The organism is Streptomyces sp. NPDC052023 (genome assembly GCF_044548465.1).
Lineage (GTDB): Bacteria > Actinomycetota > Actinomycetes > Streptomycetales > Streptomycetaceae > Streptomyces.
The window spans coordinates 70,752-86,873 of record NZ_JBIUBW010000009.1 but is presented as its reverse complement, the minus strand read 5'-3'; the positions used below and the strand labels follow the sequence as shown (position 1 = coordinate 86,873).

At 72.6% G+C, this 16,122-nt stretch carries 15 protein-coding genes; 10 read left to right on the top strand and 5 right to left on the bottom strand.

What is annotated here, in order from left to right; all coding sequences use genetic code 11:
- Positions 1 to 306: 306 nt before the first annotated feature.
- The 5 genes from ACIHCM_RS19825 to ACIHCM_RS19805 all read left to right on the top strand — a co-directional run bounded on the left by ACIHCM_RS19825 (position 307) and on the right by ACIHCM_RS19805 (position 4,949).
- Positions 307 to 1,908, top strand: a complete 1,602-nt coding sequence (locus tag ACIHCM_RS19825; protein ID WP_399897412.1) for an ATP-binding protein — start codon at positions 307 to 309, stop codon at positions 1,906 to 1,908.
- A complete protein-coding gene (locus ACIHCM_RS19820) occupies positions 1,905 to 2,312 on the top strand; it encodes a roadblock/LC7 domain-containing protein (protein ID WP_189699588.1) in 408 nt (135 codons plus the stop codon). Before ACIHCM_RS19825 ends, ACIHCM_RS19820 begins: the two co-directional genes overlap by 4 nt.
- A complete protein-coding gene (locus ACIHCM_RS19815) occupies positions 2,309 to 2,758 on the top strand; it encodes a DUF742 domain-containing protein (RefSeq protein ID WP_399897409.1) in 450 nt (149 codons plus the stop codon). The genes ACIHCM_RS19820 and ACIHCM_RS19815 overlap by 4 nt, the downstream gene beginning before the upstream one ends.
- Positions 2,739 to 3,359, top strand: a complete 621-nt coding sequence (locus ACIHCM_RS19810) for a GTP-binding protein (protein ID WP_399897406.1) — start codon at positions 2,739 to 2,741, stop codon at positions 3,357 to 3,359. The genes ACIHCM_RS19815 and ACIHCM_RS19810 overlap by 20 nt, the downstream gene beginning before the upstream one ends.
- A 69-nt stretch (positions 3,360 to 3,428) precedes the next feature.
- Positions 3,429 to 4,949 carry a cytochrome P450 gene (locus ACIHCM_RS19805; RefSeq protein ID WP_399897403.1) on the top strand — a complete coding sequence of 507 codons (1,521 nt, stop codon included), beginning with the start codon at positions 3,429 to 3,431 and terminating at the stop codon, positions 4,947 to 4,949.
- 385 nt (positions 4,950 to 5,334) lie between these two features.
- Here the strand turns inward: ACIHCM_RS19805 and ACIHCM_RS19800 are convergent, their stop codons facing one another.
- The 3 genes from ACIHCM_RS19800 to ACIHCM_RS19790 all read right to left on the bottom strand — a co-directional run bounded on the left by ACIHCM_RS19800 (position 5,335) and on the right by ACIHCM_RS19790 (position 8,322).
- Positions 5,335 to 6,291, bottom strand: a complete 957-nt coding sequence (locus ACIHCM_RS19800; RefSeq protein ID WP_399897400.1) for an RluA family pseudouridine synthase — start codon at positions 6,289 to 6,291, stop codon at positions 5,335 to 5,337.
- Between the two features lie 108 nt (positions 6,292 to 6,399).
- The gene (locus ACIHCM_RS19795) at positions 6,400 to 7,251 is read right to left on the bottom strand and encodes a siderophore-interacting protein (RefSeq protein ID WP_399897397.1); all 852 of its coding nucleotides are present in this window, start codon (positions 7,249 to 7,251) and stop codon (positions 6,400 to 6,402) included.
- A 126-nt stretch (positions 7,252 to 7,377) separates the two neighbouring features.
- Positions 7,378 to 8,322: a 5'-3' exonuclease H3TH domain-containing protein gene (locus ACIHCM_RS19790; RefSeq protein ID WP_399897394.1), complete on the bottom strand. Its 945-nt coding sequence runs from the start codon at positions 8,320 to 8,322 to the stop codon at positions 7,378 to 7,380.
- A gap of 177 nt (positions 8,323 to 8,499) precedes the next feature.
- Between ACIHCM_RS19790 and ACIHCM_RS19785 the strand changes: the two genes are divergently transcribed.
- The 4 genes from ACIHCM_RS19785 to ACIHCM_RS19770 all read left to right on the top strand — a co-directional run bounded on the left by ACIHCM_RS19785 (position 8,500) and on the right by ACIHCM_RS19770 (position 13,269).
- Positions 8,500 to 9,582 (top strand): glycine betaine/L-proline ABC transporter ATP-binding protein, encoded by a 1,083-nt coding sequence (locus tag ACIHCM_RS19785; RefSeq protein ID WP_399897391.1) that lies wholly within the window; start codon positions 8,500 to 8,502, stop codon positions 9,580 to 9,582.
- Positions 9,575 to 11,395, top strand: coding sequence for an ABC transporter permease/substrate binding protein (locus ACIHCM_RS19780; protein ID WP_399897388.1), 1,821 nt, complete (start codon positions 9,575 to 9,577; stop codon positions 11,393 to 11,395). The genes ACIHCM_RS19785 and ACIHCM_RS19780 overlap by 8 nt, the downstream gene beginning before the upstream one ends.
- 578 nt (positions 11,396 to 11,973) lie before the next feature.
- Positions 11,974 to 12,540 (top strand): helix-turn-helix domain-containing protein, encoded by a 567-nt coding sequence (locus tag ACIHCM_RS19775; protein WP_399897385.1) that lies wholly within the window; start codon positions 11,974 to 11,976, stop codon positions 12,538 to 12,540.
- A 9-nt stretch (positions 12,541 to 12,549) separates the two neighbouring features.
- Positions 12,550 to 13,269, top strand: a complete 720-nt coding sequence (locus ACIHCM_RS19770; RefSeq protein WP_399897382.1) for a helical backbone metal receptor — start codon at positions 12,550 to 12,552, stop codon at positions 13,267 to 13,269.
- Here ACIHCM_RS19770 and ACIHCM_RS19765 read toward each other — a convergent pair.
- Complete coding sequence (locus tag ACIHCM_RS19765) at positions 13,196 to 14,320, bottom strand: TDT family transporter (RefSeq protein WP_399897379.1); 1,125 nt, start codon at positions 14,318 to 14,320, stop codon at positions 13,196 to 13,198. The two genes, ACIHCM_RS19770 and ACIHCM_RS19765, sit on opposite strands and share 74 nt — an antisense overlap.
- Before the next feature lie 70 nt (positions 14,321 to 14,390).
- Between ACIHCM_RS19765 and ACIHCM_RS19760 the strand changes: the two genes are divergently transcribed.
- Entirely contained in the window at positions 14,391 to 15,344 is a 954-nt protein-coding gene (locus ACIHCM_RS19760) for a LysR family transcriptional regulator (RefSeq protein WP_399897376.1), read from the top strand.
- 47 nt (positions 15,345 to 15,391) lie between these two features.
- Here ACIHCM_RS19760 and ACIHCM_RS19755 read toward each other — a convergent pair whose 3' ends face one another.
- On the bottom strand, positions 15,392 to 16,072 hold the full coding sequence (locus tag ACIHCM_RS19755; RefSeq protein ID WP_399897373.1) for a gamma-glutamyl-gamma-aminobutyrate hydrolase family protein: 681 nt from the start codon (positions 16,070 to 16,072) through the stop codon (positions 15,392 to 15,394).
- Positions 16,073 to 16,122: the final 50 nt, after the last annotated feature.

Below are 16,122 nucleotides of genomic sequence, written 5' to 3'. Positions count from 1 at the left end.
GCCGACCGGCCGTTTCACTCATCACGGTGAGTGGCTTTCGCATGCCAGAACACCGTTACGCACCGTGTTCGAATGTGATCCCAGCGTGCAAATGGGGCCGAGCGTACTCCTGTTGCGTGCCCCGTTTCAGGTGCTTGCTGAATATGACACGGCGATGATCCGGTCGGACTAAGCTCGCCCGCAGCGCACCGAGTTGCGGTGTATTCGTGCGCTTGTTCCCAAAAATCCTGATGATCCCAACAGTCCCATGACGCATACCCCCACAAGCCCCCCAGACTCCCCGCCGACTGCTTTCAGAGGGCCCACATGGTGAGTGTTCAATCCCCACCCGCACGCCGTGAACTTCCATACGCGCGCGTGCTGTTGCTCCCGGCGATACTGATGGCCGCGGCGACCGGTGCCGCCGTCGCCCTGGTGACGCCCTCGGCCCGGACCGCGGTCGCCCTGTGCGGCGTCGTCGCCACGCTTCTGGTGATCGCCACCGCGTCCGAGGCGGTGCGCCGCGGCCGCGCGCTGCGGGACGCGCAGGCCGAGCACGCCCGTCACAGCGCGTCCCTGGAGCGGCGTATCACCGCCCATCACGACGACTGGGTCCGCTTCGGCGAGGAGGTCGTCCCGACCGCGCTGCGGCGGATGGCCGGTGGTGTCACCGCGGTGGAGGTGATCCGCCAACTGAGCCTGATCGACCCGGTGTTCCGGGACATGCCCGACCCGCAGCGCCAGCTGCTGAAGAAGCTCATCCGCATCGTCGACCACGAGGAAGCCCTGCGCGACTCCGCGGCGGCGTCCTTCGTCAGCGTCGCCCGGCGCGTCCAGGCGATCGTCCACCAGCAGGCCAACGAACTGCGGGAGATGGAGGAGGACCACGGCCGCAACCCCGAGGTCTTCGACGACCTGCTGCGCATCGACCACGGCAACGCGCTGATCGGCCGCCTCGCCGACTCCATCTCCGTCCTCGGCGGTGGCCGCCCCGGCCGCCAGTGGCCCCTGCCGGTGTCGCTCTACAGCACGCTGCGCGGCGCCATGTCGCGCATCCTGGAGTACCGGCGCATCAAGCTGGACAACATCTGCCGCATCAGCGTCAAGGGCATCTATGTCGAGCCGGTCATCCACGCCTGCGCCGAGCTCTTCGACAACGCCACCCGCTACTCGCCGCCGCACACGGACGTGCACGTCACCGCGGTCCAGGTGCAGACCGGCATCGCCATCGAGATCGAGGACGCCGGCGTCAGCTTCAGCGAGGAGGCCCGCGCCCGGATCGAGGGCATGCTGGAGCGGGCCAAGGCCGGCGTCGACCTCCAGGACCTCGGTGACGCCCCGCGCCTGGGCCTCGCGGTCGTGGGCCGGCTGTGCCGGGCGTACGACATGCAGGTCGCGCTGCGCTCCTCGGCGTACGGCGGCGTCCGTGCCGTGGTCATCGTGCCGAGCAACATGCTGACCGACGAGCCCGGCGTCGGACTCGCCCACGGCATCGGCGCCACCTCCGTGCCCAACGTCTCGCCCGACGCGCTGGAGGGCCCCAAGCGGCCGCCGAAGCGGCGCCGTCCGACCAGCCCGAAGATCCCCGCCTCGGTCTCGATGGAGGACGACGTCCCGGTCGTCACCGAGTGGACCGCGGGCGGCCTTCCGCAGCGCCGCAGCCGGATGAAGACACCGCTCAGCCAGCGGATCCGCGAGCAGTACGCCGCCGAGCGCGCCGAGAAGGAGGCCGCCGAGCGGGAGGGCCGCGAACCCCGGCCCGTCTGGGGCGCCCCCGAACCCAAGCCCGAGCCCGAGGACCAGCCCCCGCCCGGAATGTGGGTCGAGGCGTTCATGGAGGGGCTCAAGCGGCCGAAGCCGGGCTCGTCCACCCAGCCGACCGACCAGCCGGCCAGTGCCCAGGCCGACCACGAGAGGGACCCCAACTGATGGCGTACCGAGCGAACTTCGACTGGATGCTCCAGGACCTCGCCAAGGGCGTGCCGGGCATCCAGATGATCGTGGTGCTCTCCGCCGACGGACTGCGTATCGCCCGCCACGGCGGCGACCCGGACACCGCCGACCGGGTCGCCGCGGCCTGCGCCGGACTGCAGAGCCTCGCGAGCGCCGTGGCCGACGAGATCCCGACCAGCGACGGTCAGATGCGCATGGTGCTCATCGAGGTCAACGGCGGCTACTTCTACCTGATGGCCGCGGGGCCCAACGCCTATCTCGCGGTGCTCTCCAACATCGTCGCCGAGCCGGGGCTGATGAGCGCCCAGATGCGCGACCTGGTCGACCGGATCGGTCCCCACCTGACCAGTCCGCCGAGGCGCAACGGGAAGGCCGTATGACTCCTCCGAAACGCAAGCGGCGCTCCCCGAGGCAGGAGCCGCCACCGCTGCCGCAGCCGTCCCCCCCTGCGGGCGGCGCGGGCGACGGCCCCACGGACGGCACGGAGGGCAAGGACGGAAAGCCCTCCAACCCCGAGCGCCTGTTCGTGATCGGCGAGGTGGACGGTGACCGCGCCGAGCTCGACCTCGTCACGCTGATCGTGGCGCGCGCCGAGCCGAAGCCGTCCACCAGCCCGGAACAGGCGGCGGTGCTCCGGCTGTGCGCCGCCCCGCTCTCCGTGGCCGAGTTGTCGGCCTACCTCAGCCTGCCGTTCAGCGTGATCACCGTGCTGCTCACCCAGATGCTGACGGCCGAACTCGTACAGGCACGCGCCCCGGTCGTCCGCCAGGCGCTGCCGGACCGTTCCATCCTCGAAGCGGTGATGCATGGACTTCAAAAGCTCTGAGACGATCCCGGGCCCACGCACCGAGGACCATCTGCCGCACACGGCACAGGCCGCGGTGAAGATCGTCATCGTGGGCGGCTTCGGCGTCGGCAAGACCACCATGGTCGGCTCGGTCAGCGAGATCAAACCGCTGACCACCGAGGAGACCATGACGCAGGCCGGCGTCGGGGTCGACGACAACTACGGCTCCGACTCCAAGACCGCCACCACGGTGGCGATGGACTTCGGCCGCATCAGCATCACGGACCAGCTGGTGCTGTACCTCTTCGGCACGCCCGGCCAGGAACGCTTCTGGTTCCTGTGGAACGGCCTGTTCGAGGGCGCGCTGGGTGCGGTCGTCCTGGTCGACACCCGCCGGCTGGAGGTCAGCTTCGACGTCATGGGCCGGCTGGAGGAGTGCGGCGTGCCCTTCGTGGTCGCCGTCAACACCTTCCCGGACGGCCCCCGTTACCCCCTCCCCGAACTGCGCGCCGCGCTCGACCTGTCCGAGGAGATCCCGATCATGGAGTGCGACGCCCGGCGCCGCGCCTCCAGCAAGGAGGTCCTCATGACGCTGATGCGCTTCCTGCACTCCCTCGCGATGACGGGCCAGCTCACCTGACGCCACCCGCACCGCCGCGGCCCCACTGCCCAGACAAGGTCCCCCCACAGTCTCCGAAAGCGACTCGCTGTGACGCCTGAATCCCACTCCACGACCGACACGGACGACCTCGGCATCACCCCGCCACCCGGCTGCCCCGCGCACAACCTCGGCCCCGGCGGGCTGCACCGGCTCTACGGCCCCGACGCGCGCGACCTGGGCGCCCTGTACGAGAAACTCCGCTCCGAGCACGGTGCCGTGGCGCCGGTCCTGCTGCACGACGACGTCCCGATGTGGGTGGTCCTCGGCCACGCCGAGAACCTGCACATGGTGCGCTCGCCCACGCAGTTCACCCGGGACAGCCGCATCTGGAGCCCGCTGCTGGAGGGCATGGTCAAGCCCGACCACCCGCTCATGCCGCACATCGCCTGGCAGCCGATCTGCTCGCACGCCGAGGGCGACGAGCACCTCAGGCTGCGTGGCGCGGTCACCGGCGCCGTCTCCACCATCGACTTCCGCAGCCTGCGCCGCCACATCACCCGCTACACCCAGATCCTCGTCAACCGGTTCTGCGAGGCGGGGGAGGCCGACCTCGTCGGCCAGTACGCCGACCATCTGCCGATGGCCGTGATGTGCGAGATCCTCGGCATGCCCGACGAGTACGGCGACCGGATCGTGCACGCCGCCCGCGACATGCTCAGGGGCACCGAGACCGCGATCGCCAGCAACCAGTACATCGTGGACGCGCTCGGACGGCTCGCCGCCCAGCGCCGTGCCCAGCCCGAGGACGACTTCACCAGCCATCTGGTCACCCACCCCGCCGGCCTCACAGACGACGAGGTCCGTGAACATCTGCGGGTCGTCCTCATCGCCGCCTACGAGGCCACCGCCAACCTCCTGGCCAACGTGCTGCGCACGGTGCTCACCGACCCGCGCTTCCGGGCCCAGCTCAACGGCGGGCAGATGACCGTGCCCGAGGCGGTCGAGCAGTCCCTGTGGGACGAGCCGCCGTTCAGCGCGGTCTTCGCCTACTTCGCCAAGCAGGAGACGGAGCTGGGCGGCCAGCGGATCCGCAAGGGCGACGGGCTGCTGTTCGCCCCGGCCCCGGGCAACGTCGATCCACGGGTGCGTCCCGACCTCACCGCCAACATGCAGGGCAACCGCTCCCACCTCGCCTTCGGCGGTGGCCCGCACGAGTGCCCGGGCCAGGACATCGGCCGTGCCATCGCCGACATCGGGGTGGACGCGCTGCTGATGCGGCTGCCGGACGTCGAACTCGACTGCGACGAGGAGGACCTGGACTGGGCCGAGTCGATCTCCTCACGGCATCTGGTGGAACTGCCCGTGCGGTTCGGACCCAAGCCGCAGCAGGAAGTGATGGAGAAGCCCGGTCTTTCGTCCGTGCCGCGCCAGCGCACCGACTGGCAGGTCGGCACCGCGGTCCCCGAGCCGGCGCCCGCCGCCGAGCCCGTTCCCGCCCCCGCGGACCTGGCGGCCACCGCCACCGGGGTACCCGGGCACCCCGCGCAGCCCGCGCCCGTGGCGGAACCGGTCGGCACGCGCAGGCCGGGCGCTTGGCAGCGGTTCCTGCGCTGGTGGCGGGGGTACTGACGCGCACTTCGGGCCGTCGCGGAGTGGTCTGTTTCGGGGTTGCTGGGGGCGGGTCGGCTTGGCTCCGGTTGCGGTGCGGTCTGTTTCGGGGTTGCTGGGGGCGGGTCGGCTTGGCTCCGGTTGCGGTGCGGTCCGCTTCGGGGTTGCTGGGAGCCGGTCGGCTTCGCTCCCGTTGCGGAGCGGCCAGTTCGGGCCTGCTGCGGGCCGGTCCGCTGATGCCTTCAGCCGGCCAGTTCGCTGAGGCGTTCAGCCGGCCGGTCCGCTGAGGCGTTCAGCCGGCCGGTCCGCTCAGGCCCTCTGCCTGCCGGTTCGGTCGGGCTTCCCGCCGAACCGGTCCGGTCAGGCCGCCGACCGGCCCCCTCAGGCCTTCAGCCGACCGGGCCCCTCAGGCCTCCCGCCGGGCGCCCCACTCCGCACCCGCGGACCAGGCCGTCAGCGTACGTCCGCTCCGGAAGGCGTGTGCCAGTCCCGTGACCGGGTCGGTGAACTCCAGCTCCCGCGCCAGCAGTTGCAGCGGGCGCCGGAAGTCACCGGCCGGCACGGGGCCGGTCACCACCGGATAGAGCGGGTCGCCGAGGATCGGTACGCCCAGCGCGTTCATGTGCACCCGCAGCTGATGGGTCTGTCCGGTGCCGGGCACCAGCCGGTACCGGCCGAGATCCGCCCGGTGCTCGATCAGTTCGACGCGGCTCACCGCGTTCGGCTCGCCCTCGACCTCGCGGGCGGTCAGCGTGCCGCGTTCCTTCACGATCCGGCTGCGCACGGTCCGGGGCAGGCCGAGCCCCGGATCGTACGGTGCCACCGCCTCGTACACCTTGCGCACCAGCCGGTCCCGGAACAGCGTCTGGTAGGCGCCCCGCTCCTCGGGCCGCACCGTGAACAGCACCAGCCCGGCGGTCAGCCGGTCCAGCCGGTGCGCGGCGGTGAGCGTGGGGATCCCCAGCTCGTGGCGGAGCCGGGCGAGCGCCGTCTCGGTGACATGGCTGCCGCGCGGGGTGGTGGCCAGGAAGTGCGGCTTGTCGGCGACGACGATGTGCTCGTCGCGGTAGGCGACCTCCAGCGGGAACGGCACCCGCACCTCGTCGGGCAGCTCCCGGTGGAACCACACGAACATCCCCGGCTCGTACGCCGCGTCCGGCGCCACCGCCGTGCCGTCCGCCCCGACGATCAGGCCCGAGGCGAACATCCCGTCGACGACTCCGGCGCCCGCTCCCGTGAGCCGCTCCACCAGATGCTCCCGCACGGTCGCCCACGGGCCGTCGAAGGGCAGCCGCACCCGCACCGGGTCCACCCCGTGGCGCTGCGGCAACGGGGAGGGCGGAATGCGGGTCCTGCGTCTCATGACCGTCCAGCCTAGGCGCTCGCCCGGGGCGGTCTCCCGGGGCGGCAGGCCGCGTGAACGGCGAGGCGGCGGCACCCCGCGAGGTGCCGCCGCCTCCCGCATGGCCGGCTACGCGGCCGTCGCCCCGGGGCCGGTCTCCTGCTCCGCCTCGATGCGGGCGTTCCACTCCCGCTTGGAGGCCTGCCAGCCGTCCTCGTTGTGGCCGAGCCGCCAGTAGCCGGAGATGGACAGGTCCTCGCGCGGGACCTGGCGCTCCAGGCGCAGCAGCGCGCGCAGTTGTTTCACGAGGGCCGCCTCGCCGTGCACGAACGCGTGCACCCGGCCGTCGGGGAACTCCAGTGCCTGCACAGCCTCGACCAGCAGCTCGCCGACGGGGCGGTCGCCGCGGTGCAGCCACACGACCTCCGCGTCCGAGTCGATCTTCTGCTGCTCCTCGGGACCGGCGACCTCGATGAAGGCCCGCACCGCGGCGCCGTCGGGAAGCGACTCCAGGGCGGCGGCGATCGCGGGCAGCGCGCTCTCGTCACCGGCGAGCAGATGCCAGTCGGCGCTCGGGTCGGGCGCGTAGGCACCGCCGGGGCCCAGGAAGCGCAGGGTGTCCCCGGGCTGGGCGCGCATCGCCCAGGGGCCGGCCAGGCCCTCGTCGCCGTGGAGCACGAAGTCCAGGGTCAGCTCGCGCAGTTCGGGGTCCCAGGACCGCACGGTGTACGTCCGGGTGACCGGCCACTGGTCGCGGGGGAGCTCCTCGCGGATCCGCTGCAGGTCGAAGGGGACCGGGTAGGACGCGCCTTCGGCCGGGAACAGCAGCTTCACATAGTGGTCGGTGCAGGTGCCCGCCTCGAACTCGGCGAGGCCGTCGCCGCCGAGGACCACTCGCTGCATGTGAGGGGTCAGCCGCTCGGTGCGGACGACCTGAGCGGAGTGAGCCTTGCGCTGCTGGCGGGCCGGACGTTCTGCCATGACGGCCTCCCTGATCCGAATAACTTAGGCTTACCTAAGCTAGCACCTCCGCCCCGCAGACGCCTCCTGCCTGTTCGAGTGCGTCCCCAGGGTTTTCAAGTGTATGAGTCCGAGTCGCCCGGATCGTCACGATTCAAGCGTGGTGAGGAGGCGTTGCAGCGCGCCGCCCAGCCCCCAGCGCCCCGACAGCGCGTCGAGCGCCGCCGGGTCGCGCGGTGTGCGCGGCACGGTCGTGTCGACGTCCGGCAGCGGCACGTCCGCCGCCACCCGGACGACCGTCGGCGCCACCGCGAGGTAGGGCCGCGCCTCGTCCAGCCGCTTGCGCTGGGCCGGCGTCAGCTTCGCCCCGCGGTCCTCGACCGCGGCCAGGATCCCGGCCAGGTCGCCGAACTCGGCGAGCAGCTTGGCGGCCGTCTTCTCGCCGATGCCCGGCACGCCCGGCAGGCCGTCGCTGGGGTCGCCGCGCAGCAGGGCCAGATCCGCGTACCCACTGCCGGCGACGCCGTACTTCTCGCGCAGCCATGCCTCGTCCGTGAGCTGCAGGGTGCCCACGCCCTTCAGTGGGTACAGCACCCGCACGCCCCGTGCGTCGTCCACCAGCTGGTAGAGGTCCCGGTCGCCGGTCACGATGTCGACCGGGCCGGTGGCCCGTGCGGTGAACGTGCCGATGACGTCGTCCGCCTCGTAGCCCTCGACCCCCACACGCGCGATGCCCAGCGCGTCCAGGACCGCCTCGATGACCGGCACCTGCGGTGACAGCGTGTCCGGCACCTCCTCGACGTCCGGCCCCACCTCCTGCTCCTCGGCGACCCGGTGCGCCTTGTACGACGGGATCAGGTCGACCCGCCACTTCGGGCGCCAGTCGGCGTCCATGCACGCCACGAGGTGTGCGGGCCGGTGGTCGCGGACCAGCCGCTCGATGAAGTCGAGCAGACCGCGCACGGCGTTCACCGGGGTGCCGTCCGGTGCCTTCACGGAGTCCGGGACGCCGAAGTAGGCGCGGAAGTAGAGCGAGGCGGTGTCGAGGAGCATCAGTCGTCCGGTCACGTCCCGCATCATGCCGTACCCCACCGGCAGGCACGGGCTCCTGTGCGGGGCGTGGCAGGCGCGACGCCCTGTGAAGCGGATCACGGCTGCGTTTGGGTGGGACGCATCTGGGCAGGCGCCGCCTCGGAGCGAGGCAAGTTGCATTTTCAACCGTTTGCGGCCCTTCGTCTCCCATCCTTGCCGCCGAGACGAGAGGTACGCGTGTCATCCAGGCTTGAGGCCCAGCATCTCTACAAGGTGTTCGGCAGACGACCGGACGAGGCAGTGGACAGGCTCCGCGCGGGAGCCGACCGGGAGGAGTTGCGGGCCGACGGGACCACCGCCGCCGTGATCGACGCGTCCTTCACCGTGGAACCGGGCGAGATCTTCGTCGTCATGGGTCTTTCCGGATCCGGCAAGTCCACCCTGCTGCGCATGCTCAACGGGCTGCTGGAGCCCACCGCCGGAGCGGTCCGCTTCGACGGCCAGGACCTGACGGCGCTGTCCGGCCGTGCGCTGCGCGAGGTCCGTGCGAAGAAGATCAGCATGGTCTTCCAGCACTTCGCGCTGTTCCCGCACCGCAGCGTGCTGGAGAACGCCGCCTACGGCCTGGCCGTGCAGGGCGTGCCCCGCGCCGAGCGCGAGCGCCGCGCCGGCGAGGCGCTGGCCCTGTGCGGACTGGACGGCTGGGCGACCTCCTGGCCCGACGAGCTGTCGGGAGGCATGCAGCAGCGCGTCGGCCTGGCCCGCGCGCTCGCCACCGACGCCGACCTGCTGCTGATGGACGAGTCCTTCAGCGCGCTGGACCCGCTGATCCGCCGCGACATGCAGGACCAGTTGCTGGAGCTGCAGCGGACGCTGAAGAAGACCATCGTCTTCATCACCCACGACCTGAACGAGGCCATGCGCCTGGGCGACCGGATCGCCGTCATGCGCGACGGCCGGATCGTGCAGACCGGCAGCGCCGAGGACATCCTGCTGCGCCCCGCCAACGACTACGTCGCCTCCTTCATCCAGGACGTCGACCGCTCCCGCGTGCTGACCGCCGGCGCGGTCATGGACGCCGGCGTCCGCGGCGACGAGGCCGACTGCGGCTGTGAGACCGCGACGCCCGACACGCCGTTCACCGAGCTGTGCGCGATCAGCGCCCGTGTGACACATCCCGTCGCCGTGCTCGGCCCGCAGCGCAAGCTCGTCGGCGTGGTGCCGAAACAGCGCCTCGTGGGCTTCCTCGGCGACGAGCGGAGCGCGCGGCCCACGGCCTGCGGCCGGCCGCGCGAAGAGGCGGTGACCACCGATGCCTAGGCTGCGCCTCGGCGACTGGGTCGACTCGGGCGTCGACTGGCTCGTGACCCACCTCGCCTGGCTCTTCGACGCGGTCAAGGCCGTCGTGGAGGGCATGTACAACGGCATCAGCGATGTCCTCACCGCCCCCGAGCCGCTGCTCCTGGCCGGCATCCTCGCCGTGCTCGCCTGGTGGCTGCGCGGCCTGCTGGGCGGGGTCCTGGCCTTCGCCGGCTTCGCCCTCATCGACTCGCTGGACCTGTGGGAACAGGCCATGTCGACCCTGTCCCTGGTGATCGTGGCGACCGTGATCGCCCTGGTGATCTCCGTGCCGCTGGGTATCTGGGCCGCCCGTTCCAGGACCGTGAGCGCCTTCGTACGGCCCGTCCTCGACCTGCTTCAGACGATGCCGTCGATGGTGCTGCTGATCCCGGCGATCCTGTTCTTCGGCATGGGCGTGCCCGCCGGTGTCGTGGCCACCCTGATCTTCGCGCTCGCCCCCGGTGTCCGGATGACCGAACTGGGCATCCGCCAGGTCGACGCCGAACTCGTGGAGGCCGCCGAGGCGTTCGGCACCACGCCGCGCGACACCCTGCTGCGGGTGCAGCTGCCCCTCGCCCTGCCGACCATCATGGCGGGCGTCAACCAGGTCATCATGCTCGGCCTGTCGATGGTCGTCATCGCCGGCATGGTCGGCACCGGCGGTCTCGGCGGCGCCGTCAACGAGGCGATCGGCCAGCTCGACATCGGCCTCGGCTTCGAGGCGGGCCTCGGGATCGTCGTCCTCGCCATCTACCTGGACCGGATCACCGGCGCGCTCGGCGAGCAGATCTCCCCGCTCGGCCGGCGCGCCGCCGCCCGGGCCCGCACAGCGGGTGAGCGCCGGGTGTGGGACCACCGCCCCCGCCCGGTCGTCGCGGTGGTCGGCGCGGTCGTCCTCGCGCTGGTCGCCGGCGGGATGGGTGTCTTCGGCTCCTCCGGCGGCACCGCCGAGGCCTCCGCCACGAACGTCGGCAAGGGCAAGGAGATCAAGCTCGGCTACATCCCCTGGGACGAGGGCATCGCCTCGACGTACCTGTGGAAGGAGATCCTGGAGCGGCGCGGCTACGAGGTCACCACCACGCAGTACACCGCCGGACCGCTGTACACCGGTCTCGCCACCGGCCAGATCGACTTCCAGACCGACTCCTGGCTGCCGACCACGCACGCCGAGTACTGGAAGAAGTACGGCGGGCAGCTGGAGGACCTCGGTTCGTGGTTCGGCCCCACCTCGCTCGAGCTGACCGTCCCGTCCTACATGAAGGACGTGAACTCGCTGGAGGACCTGAAGAACCATGCCTCCGACGTCGACGGCAAGATCGTGGGCATCGAGCCGAGCGCCGGGATGATGGGCATGCTCAAGGACAAGGTGCTCAAGGAGTACGGGCTCGAGGAGTCCTACGACGTCGTCGACGGCTCCACGCCCGCGATGCTCGCCGAGCTCAAGCGGGCGTACGCCAAGAAGCAGCCGATCGTGGTCACGCTCTGGTCGCCGCACTGGGCGTACAGCGGCTACGACCTGAAGAAGCTCAAGGACCCCAAGGGTGCCTGGGGCAAGGGCGACGGTGTGCACACCCTCGCGCGCAAGGGCTTCGCCGGTGACAACCCCCGGGTCGGCGCGTGGCTGCGGAACTTCTCCATGACGGAGCAGCAGCTCACCGGCCTGGAGGCGCAGATCCAGAAGGCCGGCAAGGGGCAGGAGCAGGACGCCGTGCGTACCTGGCTGAAGCAGCACCCCGGCCTGGTCGACCAGTGGGCCCCGGTGGGCGAGGGGCAGAGCCAGGCGGCCGGGTGACCTGACCGGCCCGGCCGCCGGGGCGAGGGGTGGGCGGCGAGGCACACACGCGCGGTGTGTGGCCTCGCGCCCACCCCTCGTGGTGTGGCGGGCACGCGGAGTGCACCGTACGTACGAAAAGGATCCGGACAACCACGCAGCGCTACGCCATCACCTGGGCTCGGCGTCAACTTCCGCGCCTCCGGCCGGACTTGCGGGGCGCCCGGCCCCCTTGCCGGCTCAGGCCCGCGGCGGGAACATCGGTGACCGGTCGCGCATTGAACAGAACAGCGCGAGGCTCGTACTGATCGATGGTCAGGGTCGTGGTGTTACCGGCGCGGCCCTGTGGTGCACGGCGGAGTGCGGTCCGCTGGTCAGCGTGTTCGCCCCGCAGGAGGAGCCCGGCGGCCGGCGCCGCCGTGGGGCTGTTCCGGTGGCGCGAACTGTGAGGTCCCGGGCCACGCTGCGTGACGGCGACGTGACGGGCGCATGCAACGGTTTGCCGAACATGCGTAGGGTGCAGAGAACTCATCAGAAAGGGGTGCGCCCGGACAGCGGCGTACGAGGACCGGCGACGAGCGAAGGAGGGAGCCGGAGCGATGGGCGACCACAAAGAGCAGCCCCTTCGGGTGGGCGCGGCCGTGCGGCGGCGCCGTCGCGCCCTGGAGCTCACCCTCGCCGTCGTGGCCGACCGCAGTGGCCTGTCGGTCCCCTTCCTGAGCCAGGTCGAGAACGACCGCGCGCGGCCCAGCCAGAGCTCGCTGGAGAAGGTCGCCGACGCCCTGCGCACCACCGCCGTGGAACTCCTCGCCGCCGCCGACCCGGCGTGCAGTGTCGACGTGGTGCGCGCCGACACCGCCGAGCCGGGTCCCTTCCCGCAGGTGCGTTCCCTGGTGCGCGGTCACCACCAGATGCACGCCTCGGAGTTCACCGGGGACCACGAGGCGGGGCGTGAATTCCAGTACCGCAACGACCAGTTGATGTACGTCGCCGACGGCGCCGTCGAGATCGAGGCGGAGGGCCGCGCCTACCGCCTGGGCCGCGGCGACACCCTGTACCTCACCGGGGGAGTGCGGCACCGCTGGCGGGCGACCGTGCCGGACACGCGCGTGCTCGTCGTCGCCGTCGCCGAGCACATCGAGGCCGTCCAGGACCGGCACCGATAGGACCTGGCTGTGCGCGTCGTCTCCCTGGTGCCCTCCCTGACGGAGGCCGTCGCGGTGTCCGTGCCCGGCGTCCTGGTCGGCGCCACCGACTGGTGCACCCACCCGGCGGACCTCGACGTCACCCGTGTCGGTGGCACCAAGAACCCCGCGATCGACCGCGTCCTCGCGCTCGCCCCCGACCTGGTGGTCGCCAACGAGGAGGAGAACCGCGCCCCGGATCTCGACGCCCTGCGCGCGGCCGGCGTCGAGGTCCTGGTGACCGAGGTGCGCGACGTGCCGCAGGCCTTCCGGGAGCTGGCCCGCGTGCTGGACGCCTGCGGGGCCGGGCCGCGCCCGGCGTGGCTGCGGGACGCGGAGGCCGCCTGGGCGCGGCCACCGGCGCGGGACCCGCGGGTGACGGCCGTGGTGCCGATCTGGCGGCGCCCCTGGATGGTGCTGGGCCGTGACACCTTCGCGGGCGACGTCCTGGCCCGCCTCGGCGTCGACCACCGGTACGCGCAAGACGCGGACCGCTACCCGAAGGTTCCCCTGGACGCCCTGCGGGCCACCGCCCCGGACGTGGTGGTCCTGCCGGACGAGCCCTACCGCTTCGCCGCCGACGACGGCCCGGAGGCCTTCCCGGGGTTGCCCTGCGCGCTCGTCAGCGGACGGCATCTCACGTGGTACGGGCCGTCACTGGCCGAGGCGCCACGGGTGCTGGACGAAGCCCTGCGAGCAGCCTGCCGATGAGCAGCCCGCGCGCCGTCCCCACGGCGACCACGGCCCAGGCGGCGACCAGGACGCCGTACAGGCCGGTCGCGAGCCAGTCGAAGGCGGTGAGCCCGGTGTGCCGGCCGAGGGCCTCGGCGCCGGTCACGCAGGTGCCGACGGGGAAGGTGAACGCCCACCACGTCATCGCGAAGCCCATCCCGAGCCGGCGGGCCCGCACCACCAGCGCGGTCGCCAGTACGGCCCACAGCAGGGCGAAGCCCATCACGGGCACGCCGTACAGCACGACGAGGACGCTGTCGCCGTAGGGTGCGGCGTCCGCGATGTTGCCCACGGCGGTCGTGGACTGCCCCAGCGGGCCCAGCACCAGGAACAGCGTGGGGGTGAGGGCGAGGGGCAGCGGCCCGGCGGTGAGCAGGCGGGCGAAGATCACGGGCAGGGTGAGCAGGGTGGCGAGCAGGCTCAGCCCGAACAGCGCCACGCAGGCGAGCAGCAGTGCCTCCCGCGCCTGCCCGGGCGGCAGATACGGCACGAGGAGCGGCCCGGCGGCCGCGGACACCATCGGCGCGACCAGCGGCAGCAGCCAGACCGGAGTCGCCTGCCGTGGATCCGGCCGGTGGTGTACGGCCATCAGGTACGGGACGGTCACGGCGGCCGCCAGCCCGAGGACCGTCCCGGCGGTGAACAGCACGGCGCCGAGAGCCACCGCCGCCCCGGTGCCGATCCAGTCCCGCCCCACGGTGATCGTCGCGGTGCCGGCCGCCGACAGGGCCATCGCCAGGCAGCCGTAGAAGGGTGCCGTCGCCGGGTCCAGGAGGTGGGCGCGCGCCTGGTCGCGATGGTGGGTCCAGTGCAGGGCGCGCGCGACGAGCAGCGCCGCCAGCAGGGCCAGGGACAGGGCCCAGAAGGCCGCGCAGGCGGTGCGCAGGCCCGCGAGGCGCACAGGGAGCGCGGCGCCCGCTGAGGCGACCACGGCGGTGCCCATGACGGAGGCGTACCAGTTCGGCCCGAGGTGACGGACCGCGAGGGCACGCCCGGCGGGGCGCGGCAGAGGGTGGGCGGCGGTGACCATGTCCTCACCGTGACGCCGGCCGGGGGTCGCCACCAGGGACCACTGCTCTATGGGGGCATAAGGTGGGGTTATGAGCGGTGCGGAGGGGCAGGGCAGCGGGCGGACGTCCCCGGGGGTGGGGTCGCTGGCACACCGGGTGCCGGATCTGGGGGCGCTGGAGCTGCTGCTGGCCGTGGCGCGGCTGGGGAGCCTCGGCGCGGCCGCCCGGGAGGTGGGGGTCACGCAGCCGGCGGCGAGCAGCCGGATCCGGTCCATGGAGCGGCAGCTGGGAGTGGCGCTGGTGGACCGCTCGCCGCGCGGCTCCCGGCTCACGGACGCCGGAGTGCTGGTCACGGACTGGGCGCGGCGGGTCGTCGAGGCGGCGGAGGCCTTCGACGTGGGGGCGCAGGCCCTGCGGGACCGGCGGGACTCGCGGCTGCGGGTCGCGGCCAGCATGACCATCGCGGAGTATCTGCTGCCGGGCTGGCTGCTGGCGCTGCGGGCGGGGCGGCCGGACACGGCGGTGTCGCTGCTCGCGGGAAACTCGGCGGCCGTCGCGCAGCGGCTGCTGTCGGACGAGGCCGACCTGGGCTTCGTGGAGGGCCTGACGGTTCCGGCGGGGCTGGACTCGGTGGTCGTCGCCCACGACCACCTCGTCGTCGTGACGGCACCCGGACACCCCTGGGCCCGCCGGCGCCGGCCCCTGCGGGCCGCGGAACTGGCGGCGACCCCGCTGGTCCTGCGGGAGAAGGGGTCGGGCACCCGCCAGGTGCTGGACGCCGCCCTCGGGGGACTCGCCCGTCCCCTGATCGAGCTGTCCTCCACCACGGCCGTGAAGGCGTCGGCGGTCGGCGGCGCGGGACCCGCGGTGCTGAGCGAACTGGCCGTGGGCGAGGAACTGGCGACCCGGCGCCTGGTGAGCGTCCCCGTGGACGGCGTACTGCTGCGGCGGGACCTGCGGGCGGTGTGGCGCACCGGCCACCGCCCGGCGGGACCGGCGCGGGAACTGCTGGGGCTGACGCGCAAGTCACCCAAGGGGAGATGAGCGCCCCCGGCGCACCCCGGTCACCCGGCCGCCACCACCGCCCGCGGTCACCCGGCCGCTTCCACCAGCGCCCGCATCACCCGCAGATCGTCACCCATCTCCGGATGCCACTGCACCCCCAGCACCCACGGGGAGCCGGGCAGCTCGACGGCCTCGACCGTCCCGTCCGCCGCGTGGGCCGACGGGACAAGACCCGTGCCGAGCCGGTCCACGGACTGGTGGTGGTACGTCGGGACGGTCACCTCCTCCGGTACGGCACGCGCGTACCGGGTTCCCGGGACCGGCTTGACGGCGTGACCGCCGAAGACCCCGACGGCCTCCGCGTGCCCGTCGAGATGTTGCACGAGGGTGCCGCCGAGGGCGACGTTCAGCAGCTGCATCCCCCGGCAGACACCGAGCAGCGGCACCCGCGCCGCCAGCGCGGCGTCGACCAGCGCGAGTTCCCAGGCGTCGCGCTCCCGGGCGGGCGGGCCGGTGCGCGGATCGCGTTCGGCGCCGTAGCGGGCCGGGTCGACGTCCGGACCGCCCGCGATCACCAGGCCGTCCAGGCGGGCGACGGCCGCCGCCGCGTGGTCCGGGGCGTCCGGCGGGAGCATCGCCGCGAGGCCGCCCGACCGCTGCACCAGGCGTGGGTACGCCGCCGGCAGCAGCGCCGCGTCCAGCTCCCACACGCCCCAGCGTGCCCCGGGCTCCAGATAGGTGCTGACGCCGATGAGTGGCCTGGTCACGCTGTGCTCCTTGGGCGAAGAGATGAGAACGGACGAGGACCAGGGGGCCG